Source organism: Pseudomonas sp. (assembly GCF_026224925.1).
Taxonomy (GTDB): Bacteria; Pseudomonadota; Gammaproteobacteria; order Pseudomonadales; family Pseudomonadaceae; genus Aquipseudomonas.
Window position 1 is genome coordinate 1 of record NZ_JAMFRV010000344.1, and the last position, 9,736, is coordinate 9,736.

The following is a 9,736-nucleotide window of genomic DNA, read 5'->3' on the forward strand; positions in this document are numbered from 1 at the left end:
GGCTGCCTACCGCGACCATTGGCAGCGCCGCCAGGTAAGGCAGGTATTCGAATGCCATGGCGCGGACCTCGGGGATGTTGGTCTGCATCTCGACGAACAGATGCCCCGCGAGCAAAAACAGCAGCGCAAATGCACTGCTGGCCAACAGCGACCAGCCAGCCGCAACGGTCAATGACCGGCGCAATGCCGCGCGGTCATGGGCGCCGATGGCATGACCACACAATGCCTCGACGGCATGTGCCAGCCCGTCCAATGCGTGAGCGGTCAGTAGTAGACCGTTGAGCAGCAGGGCATTGGCGGCCACCGTCGCATCGCCCAGGCGTGCGCCTTGTACCGTTATCAAAAAAAACACCGATTGCAGCGCCAAGCTACGAATGAAAATATCGCGATTGACCGCCAGCAGTGGACGCCAACTCCGCCAGCGTTTCAATGCCGCCCACGCCACGTGGCCAGGGAAAGCGCGCAGGCCTTTGTGAGTCAATGCCAGGCCCAACAGAGCGCCGAGCCATTCGGCCAACACCGAGGCCCGCGCCGAGCCGACCACGCCCCAGTCCAGGCCCATGACGAACCAAAGGTTGAGCGCGATGTTTACCAGGTTAGTGGTCAACAAAATCGCCAGGGGCGCGCGAGCGTTCTGCGTGCCGAGGAACCAGCCGACCAGCGCGTAGCTCGCCAGTGCAGCGGGCAAACCGAACAGCCGGGTGTGAAAGAAGTCCAGGGTCAGCTGTTTGAGGTCGGCCGAGGGCTGCATCATGTCCAGCGCCAGATGGCTAAAGGGCAGGGCCACCACGCCCAGTAGCGCGGCTAAAATCATGGCTAGCAGCAGCCCTTGTACGAGAATCTGCCGCAGTGCCGCGCCATCGCTGCGCCCGGCCGCTTGGGCGGCGAATCCGGTGGTACCCATTCGCAGAAAGCCCATGGCCCACGCCAGAAACGTGTATAGAGTTGCTCCGACCGCCACTGCGCCCAGTTGATGCGCGTGGGGCAAATGGCCGATGACGGCGCTGTCTACCAACGCCACCAAGGGCACGGAAATGTTCGAAAGAATCATCGGTGCGGCCAACGCCCACACCCGTCGATGGGTGGTGCGGTCGCGCCAATCGGTCAGCAACGTAGACATGCAGGCTCCTCGGAAGGCGCGCAGTGTAACCTTGTAAGCAGCCGTGCATCACCCCTCCCGGTGGGACCGAACGTGTTCGGGAAACGGGCGGCTCGGTCTGTCTGAAACACCGCAGTGTTGCTTATATCGCCAACAAGTTGGCGCCTACAGAGAATGTGTGAATTCATTCTGATTTTTTATTCACTGAAATGTTTTCAACGTGCGCGTGCTCTATAGTTCAGCTCTTCACAATGGCTGTAGATGAGTGACTCATGCTTAACAAAGGATTGTTTTTGGCCTGTGCGCTGATGCTGTTGAGCGCCTGCGATTCGTCAACGTCAGACAAGCCCACGGCTGCCCCGGCGCCCATCCCGGCGGCGGTGCAGTCGAATGCACCGAAACCCACGCTGGACCTCCCTGCACTGAGCAAGCGTTATGCCGGTAGAGAGTTGACCGTGGTCGATGTCTCGGAAATCCAGGTCGACGGCGCCAGTACCCTCTCGGTCAGTTTCTCCGTGCCGTTGGACCCCGAGCAGAAATTCGCTGAAAAGCTGCACCTGGTCGACACCAAAACCGGCAAGGTCGACGGCGCCTGGGAAGTGTCCGATAACTTGATGGAGTTGCGCCTGCGGCATCTTGAGCCGCAGCGCAAATTGGTCCTGACGGTGGACGCCGGATTGGTCTCAATCAATCAAGCCAAGTTGGCGGCTGAATACATCAGCCGACTGGAAACCAAAGACCTGCAATCCACCGTTGGTTTCGCTAGCCGGGGCAGTCTGTTACCCACCCGATTGGCTGAAGGCTTGCCAGTAATCGCGTTGAACGTCGATAAAGTCGATGTCGAGTTCTTCCGTATCAAGCCCGAGTCTCTGCCAGCCTTCCTTAGCCAATGGGGACACAGCAGCACCCTGCAAAGTTATGAATCCAAAGACCTGCTGCCTATGGCCGAGTTGGTCTATGGCGGTCGTTTCGACCTGAACCCGGCGCGTAACACCCGGGAGACCCTGTTATTGCCGATTGCCGGTCTCAAGCCGCTGCAGCAACCGGGTGTCTATCTGGCGGTGATGCGCGCTTCGGGCACTTACAACTATTCGCAGCCGGCAACGTTGTTCACCTTGAGCGACATCGGTGTGTCGGTGCACCGCTATCAAAATCGCCTGGATGTATTTACCCAGGCGCTGGAAGGCGGCAAAGCGTTGAGCGACATCCAGCTGGACCTGTATGACGCTGACGGCAAGGTGGTCGGCCAGGGCAAAACCGACAACGCTGGACACGCTCAACTGCCGTCGCCACTCAAGGCTGAGGTGTTGCTGGCCCATCTGGGGGAACAGACCAGCATGTTGCGGCTGAACAGCGCGGCGCTGGACTTGGCTGAATTCGACATCGCTGGGCCCAAAGCCCATCCCCTCAATTTTTTGTATTCGGCCCGCGCGATCTTTATCGTCCCGGTGAAACCGTGTTGCTCAACGGCTTATTGCGCGACCGCGATGGCAAGGACGTGAAGCCGCAACCGATCACTGTCGAGGTTCGGCGGCCGGATGAACAGATCAGCCGTAAGTTTGTTTGGAAGGCCGACGACACCGCGCTGTATCAGTATCAGTTGCAACTGGCCAACGAAGCGCCGACGGGACGCTGGCAGTTGGTGTTTGATCTGGGCGATGGCATGTCGCAGGTGTATGAGTTCCAAGTTGAAGACTTCTTGCCCGAGCGATTGGCCCTTGAACTGAAGGGCAGCGATGTGCCGCTCACGCCAGCGGCTGATGCTGAGTTCGACATCAATGGCCGTTATTTGTATGGCGCCCCGGCTTCGGGCAATCGACTGACCGGCCAGCTCTATGTCAGGCCGTTGCGTGAAGCGGTGCCGGCCTTGCCCGGTTATCAATTTGGCTCGGTGACCGAAGAGGAATTGAGCCAAGACATCGACCTTGAAGAAAGCACCCTCGACGCCAAGGGTGAGCTGACCCTTGCGGTAGAGAGTAAATGGGCCGAGGCCAAGTCGCCGTTGCAATTGATCCTCCAAGCCAGCCTGCAGGAGTCAGGAGGGCGTCCGATTACCCGGCGTTTGATTCAACCGGTGTGGCCCGCCGACCATTTGCCCGGAATCCGGCCCTTGTTCGACGGCGATCAAACCGACGGTGACGGCCCGGTGCAGTTCGAACTGCTCATGGCTGACAACCAAGGCCACAAACTGGCTGCGGATAACCTCAAAGTGCGGCTGGTGCGCGAGCGCCGGGATTACTACTGGAACTACTCGGACAGTGATGGCTGGAGCTATCACTACAACGAGAAGTTTTTGAACCTTGACGAGCAAACCCTGAGCATCAAGCAAGGTGATACCGCCAAGGTCAGTTTTCCTGTTGAGTGGGGGCCGTATCGGGTTGAAGTTGAAGACCCAGGCACTGGCATGACCAGCAGCGTGCGGTTCTGGGCCGGTTACCGAGAGCAGGACAATACCGAGGGCGGTGCGGTGCGGCCGGACCAGGTAAAACTGGCATTGGATAAACCCGCTTATGCGGACGGCGATACGGTTAAAGTCACGGTCACACCACCCGCGGCCGGCAAAGGCTACTTGATGATTGAGTCCAGCGACGGGCCGTTGTGGTGGCAGGAAATCGAGGTTCCGGCTGAAGGTAAAGCCTTCAGTATTCCATTGGACAAAGAATGGGCGCGCCACGATTTGTACATCAGCGCGCTGGTGATTCGGCCGGGCGAGCGCAAAGCCAATGTCACGCCCAAACGAGCCGTGGGCGTGTTACACCTGCCACTGGACCGTGCGCAACGCAAGTTGGCGCTGAGCATTACCGCGCCCGAGAAGATGCGTCCCAAGCAGCCGTTGAAGCTCAGCGTAAATGCCAAGAATGCTGACGGCAGCGTACCCAAGTTCGTGCATGTGCTGGTCTCGGCAGTGGACGTCGGCATTCTCAATATCACCGACTATCCGACCCCGGACCCGTTTTCTAGCCTGTTCGGTCGTAAGTCATATGGCGCCGATCAACTGGACGTTTATGGGCAATTGATCGAAGCCGGACAGGGACGTTTGGCGAGTCTGGCGTTTGGCGGCGATGCGGCGTTGGCCAAAGGCGGTAAGCCGCCGCAAACCAGCGTCACGATTGTTGCATTGCAAAGTGCGCCGGTGTCGCTGGATGAGCAGGGCAATGCGCAAGTCAGCGTCGATATCCCGGACTTCAACGGTGAACTGCGGATCATGGCGCAAGCCTGGAGTGGTGATCGGTATGGCATGGCCGAAGCGAAAACCGTGGTGGCCGCACCGCTGATTGCCGAATTGTCGGCACCGCGTTTCTTGGCGGGCGGCGACCTGACTCAAGTGGCGCTGGACCTGTCAAACCTGTCCGGTAAAGCACAAACCCTCAACGTCCAGCTCAGTACCGAAGGGCAGCTCAGTCTGGTTAATGCCAATGCGGGGCAGACCGTGACATTGGCGCAAGGTCAGCGTACGACGTTGCAGATTCCGGTACGTGCGGAGGGCGGGTTGGGCCAGGGCAAAATCAAGGTGCTGGTGCAAGGCCTCGACCTGCCGGGAGAGAACCTGCCAGCCTTCAGTCGCGAGTGGACCTTAGGCGTGCGTCCGGCGTATCCGGCACTGCTCAAACACTATCGAGCGGTGCTCAAGGATCAGCCTTGGAACTTGCCGGAAGATGCACTGCAAGCGTTCGAACCCGAGGGCCGGGAGGCGATGTTATCGGTGTCGAGTCGGCCACCGTTGAATCTCGGTGAGCAGATTCGCGCCCTTAAGGCGTACCCCTACGGTTGCCTGGAACAAACCGCCAGCGGGCTGTACCCGTCGCTGTATGCAGACGCCGCTACGCTCAAACGTCTGGGGCTTGAGGGCGAGCCGGACGCTGATCGCAAGCGCAAGGTCGAGCTAGGCATCGAGCGCCTGCTGGGCATGCAACGCTACAACGGTAGCTTTGGGTTATGGGGCGCCGATGGCGAAGAGGAATATTGGCTGACCGCCTACGTCACCGACTTCTTGCTGCGCGCTCGTGAGCAAGGCTACGCCGTGCCACCTGAAGCCTTGAAAAAAGCCAACGACCGTTTGCTGCGTTACCTGCAAGAGCGCAATTTGATCGAGGTCAGTTACAGCGAAAATGCCGATCACACGCGCTTTGCTGTGCAGGCCTATGCCGGTTTGGTGTTGGCCCGCAGCCAGCAAGCGCCGCTGGGAGCATTACGCAGCCTGTTTGAGCGGCGTGCTGATGCGCGCTCGGGCTTGCCGTTGGTGCAGCTGTCTATCGCGCTGGACAAAATGGGCGATAAACCGCGTGCCGAACTAGCATTGATCGCTGGCTTGGCGGTCACTCGCAACGCCAATGACTGGCTGGCTGACTATGGCAGCCCGTTACGCGATCAAGCGTTGATTCTGGCATTGCTGGAAGAAAACAATCTGCTGGCGGACAAACGTGAAGAGCGGCTGTTCGAGCTGTCCGATCAACTGGCCGCGAGCCGTTGGTTATCGACGCAGGAGCGCAACTCGCTGTTCCTTGCCGGGCGAGGGTTACTGGGTAAACCTGAAGCCAGCTGGTCTGCGCAACTGAGCAGTGGCAGTCAACTACTTGAGTTGAGCAACAGCCAGCCGGGCTTGAAGCTGGAAGGCGCCACTTTGGCCTCTCCGCTGTCGGTGCAGAACAAGGGCGGCGATACGCTTTACCAGCAACTGACGATCTCCGGTTATCCGCAACAGCCACCGTTACCCGGCGGTGAGAACCTGAGCATTCGTCGCGAGTATCTGGGTATCAAGGGTCAGGCACTGAACTTGAACGCACTGAAAAGCGGCGAGCTGGTGTTGGTGCACATTGAGGTAAAAGCCAAGCAACGTGTTCCGGATGCGCTGGTGGTGGACTTGCTGCCTGCCGGTTTAGAGCTGGAAAATCAGAACCTGGCGCAAAGCGCGGCTAGCCTGGAGGACGCCAGCAGCGAGGCGAAGGAATGGCGCCAGTCGATGCAAAACGCCGGGATCGCGCATCAGGAATTTCGTGGTGATCGCTACGTGGCTGCGGTGAATCTGGAGGCCTTCAATACCACGCACCTGCTGTATCTGGCGCGAGCCGTAACACCCGGCACCTACCGCGTGCCACCGCCTCAGGTTGAATCCATGTACCGGCCGAACTGGCAAGCCTTGGGCGATGCCCCGGCGCAGATCGTGGTGAAGGGGAAATAGGTGCGGAAATCCGTGGGACCGAATTCATTCGGGAAGCGACTGGTGCGGTCTTCCTGAAACACTGCATCGCTGCCATTCGCGAATGAATTCGCTCGCACGGGGTTTGTGGGTTGCCCGAGGGTGCGCTTGTTAATGAATAATCCAGCTCAGCAACCACAGGCCAAGGATCATCCAGATGATGCCGGAGATGATCGAGGCTCGCATGAAGGCGCGAATGGCGGAATACAGCAGCATCAGACCAACGATCAGCGCGATGATGCTGATCAGCGAGGTCCTCATGCCCAACGTACGAGACAAACCTTCGACAAAGTTGCCCCCGGCGTGCCCGAGCAGCTTGAAGAACCAATCCAATCCATCAACCACGAAACGAATGATGGCGCCCAGCATTTGGCCGAGCCATTCGAAAAAGCTTTCTACCTGCATATGTATGCCCTGATGAAAAAGGAAGTCTGCCCCCTTGGGCTATTCATCCGCTCAACGAGTTCCGTGGATGATAGAGGCTCTTTGCCTTGAATTTGCGAAAATTTGCGCGCAGGACGTTAGGCGCTGTGTTGTTGATGATTGCTTTGGTGTGGCTGGCTGATCGCATTTGGCCGCTGCCACTGCCCACAGATGACGTGGCGCGGGTGGTGCTGGCTGAGGACGGTACGCCATTGTGGCGGTTTGCCGATGCCAATGGTGTGTGGCGCTATCCGGTGACCAGCAACCAAGTGTCGCCGTTTTACCTGGATGCGTTGCTGACTTATGAAGACCGTTGGTTTTATCAGCATCCGGGTGTGAACCCTTTAGCGCTATTGCGCGCAACCTGGCAAAACCTCAGCGGAGCGCGTGTTGTGTCCGGCGGCAGCACGTTGTCGATGCAAGTAGCGCGCTTGCTCGATCCGCATTCGCGAACATTGCTTGGCAAGTTGCGCCAGCTGTGGCGTACGGCTCAGTTGGAATGGCACCTGTCCAAAGATCAGATTCTTACTTTGTATCTTAATCGCGCGCCGTTCGGTGGCACCTTACAAGGAGTCGCCGCCGCCAGTTGGGCATACTTGGGCAAATCGCCGCAGCAACTGACCTACGCCGACGCCGCCTTGCTTGCGGTGTTGCCGCAAGCACCGAGCCGGCTGCGTCCTGATCGGCATCCCAAACGTGCGCAGGCGGCGCGAGACAAAGTGCTTCGACGCTTGGCCGAGTTCAAGGTGTGGCCGCAATCGGCAGTCAACGAGGCGCTGGAAGAGCCGCTGTTGCTGGCGCCGCGTCAGGAGCCGAGCCTTGCGCCATTGCTCGCACGACGTTTGAACCGACCGGACAGCCCGGCGCTAATCCGCACCACCCTGGATGCCACGCTGCAGCGGCGCCTGGAAGATTTGTTGCTCGGCTGGCGTGCGCGGTTGCCGGAACATACCTCGGCGGCGATTTTGGTGGTGGAAGAGCAGAACATGGCGGTTCGCGCCTATTTGGGTTCGGTGGACATCAACGATGCGCGGCGCTTCGGGCACGTCGATATGGTAAGCGCGCTGCGGTCTCCGGGCTCGACCCTCAAGCCGTTTCTGTACGGGATGGCCATGGACGCGGGCCTGATCCACTCCGAGTCGCTGCTACAGGACGTGCCGCGCCGTTACGGTGACTATCGACCGGGCAACTTTTCTTCCGGGTTTAGCGGCGCGGTATCGGTCAGCAGTGCGCTGGCGCTGTCATTGAATTTGCCGGCGGTGCAACTGCTTGAAGCGTACGGCCCGAAACGGTTTGCGGCAGAGTTGAGAAACGGCGGCGTACCTCTGACGTTGCCGCCGTTGGCCGAGCCGAGTCTGGCGCTGATTCTGGGAGGCGCAGGCAGTCGCCTGGAGGATCTGGTCAGTGGTTACAGCGCCTTCGCCCGAGGCGGAAGAAGCGCGAATGTGCGTTTTCAACCCCAAGACACGCTTCGCGAACGGCCGATGTTGTCGCCCGGTTCGGCGTGGATTGTGCGGCGGATTCTCAGTGGTCAGGCGCGACCTGACCTTGATCCCCATGCTGATCTGGTTCAGCGCCCGGCGTTGGCCTGGAAGACCGGTACCAGCTATGGTTTTCGCGATGCGTGGGCGATTGGCGTCGGGCCACGGTTTTTGATCGGTGTCTGGATTGGGCGCCCCGACGGTACACCGGTGCCCGGTCAATTCGGTTTAGCCTCGGCTGCTCCACTCATGCTTCAAGTGCATGACCTGTTAATCAATCGCGACAGCCAGCGCGGGATTGTCGCGCCTGTGCAAGCGGTGCCGCTCAGTGTCGGCGTGGCTGCGATCTGCTGGCCGCTGGGTCAGCCCATGAACAAAAACGACCCGAACTGCCGACGCCAGCGGTTCGCCTGGACACTGGATGGCACCACCCCGCCGACGTTGCAGGCTGCCGATCAGCCACTCGGGTTGGGCTTGTTGGAAAAAGTATGGGTGAACACCAGTGGCCTGCGTGTCGCCGTCAATTGCCCTGACGCCCAAGCCCGAGACATAGCCTTGTGGCCTGCGCCGTTGGAGCCTTGGCTACCCCGGTCGGAACGGCGCGACGGGCGCTTACCGGCGGTAGACCAGAGCTGCCCACCGATGACGTCGAGCCTGGCGTCGCCGTTGTCCATCGTCGGCGTGCGTGAAGGTGACCAGCTTCGCCTGCCGACAGGCAGTAAAGAACTACTACGGCTCACGCTGTCGGCGTTGGGTGGCAGTGGTCGCCGTTGGTGGTTCATCGACGGTGTGCCTATGGCGAATACGGCGAATCAGGACAGTTTTAACCCGACCCTGGCGCGACGGGGTCGTCACCAACTTAGCGTGCTCGACGAAGGTGGCCAGACTGCAAGGGTAGAGTTCGACGTCGGGGATTGATCGTGATCAGAGCCGCAGGACCTTCTTTTTGCGGTCTAGTAAGTAGTTAATTGTAAATATATAACTAAAGTTTTAATGGATTTAAAATAAAATAAACGATTTCAAAGGCTATTGATTTTATTGGTTATTTTGGTTTCGTGATGGGCCGCTAGTCCCTTGGTATTAGTCGTTTCGCACAACAAAAAACCCGATGTATATAAGTTGTTAATACCAAGTTGTGAATTGCTGGAAAGCGGGCAAAAGATTGTTATGTACTCACAAACGGAAATAACCGGCGCACCGGTTAGTTTTCAACTCATAACCGTCATCCGCTGCAAGGATTCTTTCCCATGAATACTCAGGTGTTGTTGAAAGCAAGTACTGCATTAGCCCTCGTCCTTGCTGTGAGCCTGAGTGGCTGCAGCAGCGGTGGTGGCGGTTCGAAAAGCCACGTAGACAGCTCTTCGCCAGCAGCGGGAACGGACAGCGGAGCGGGAAGTACCGGTACGGGCACCGGCAGTACTGGCGGGACTGGTGGCGTCGCCGATACGGGTTCGGGAACAGGTACAGGTACAGGTACCGGAACAGGGACGGGAACTGGCACGGGTACAGGCACCGGAACAGGAACAGGAACAGGAA

At 59.0% G+C, this 9,736-nt stretch carries 3 protein-coding genes and 1 pseudogene; 2 read left to right on the top strand and 2 right to left on the bottom strand.

The genetic code is table 11. The features are described 5' to 3' along the window. On the bottom strand, positions 1–1,120 hold a 1,120-nt coding region (locus tag M0974_RS15055; RefSeq protein ID WP_297838129.1), incomplete at its 3' end, for an MATE family efflux transporter. Positions 1,121–1,371: 251 nt separating this feature from the next. On the opposite strand from M0974_RS15055, the pseudogene M0974_RS15060 reads away from it, so the two are divergent. Beyond that, positions 1,372–6,278: pseudogene (locus tag M0974_RS15060) on the top strand (alpha-2-macroglobulin). 129 nt (positions 6,279–6,407) lie between these two features. Here the strand turns inward: M0974_RS15060 and M0974_RS15065 are convergent. Next, positions 6,408–6,701: a hypothetical protein gene (locus M0974_RS15065; protein WP_297838132.1), complete on the bottom strand. Its 294-nt coding sequence runs from the start codon at positions 6,699–6,701 to the stop codon at positions 6,408–6,410. Between the two features lie 86 nt (positions 6,702–6,787). Between M0974_RS15065 and pbpC the strand changes: the two genes are divergently transcribed. After that, the gene (gene pbpC, locus M0974_RS15070; RefSeq protein WP_297838135.1) at positions 6,788–9,118 is read left to right on the top strand and encodes a peptidoglycan glycosyltransferase PbpC; all 2,331 of its coding nucleotides are present in this window, start codon (positions 6,788–6,790) and stop codon (positions 9,116–9,118) included. Positions 9,119–9,736: the final 618 nt, after the last annotated feature.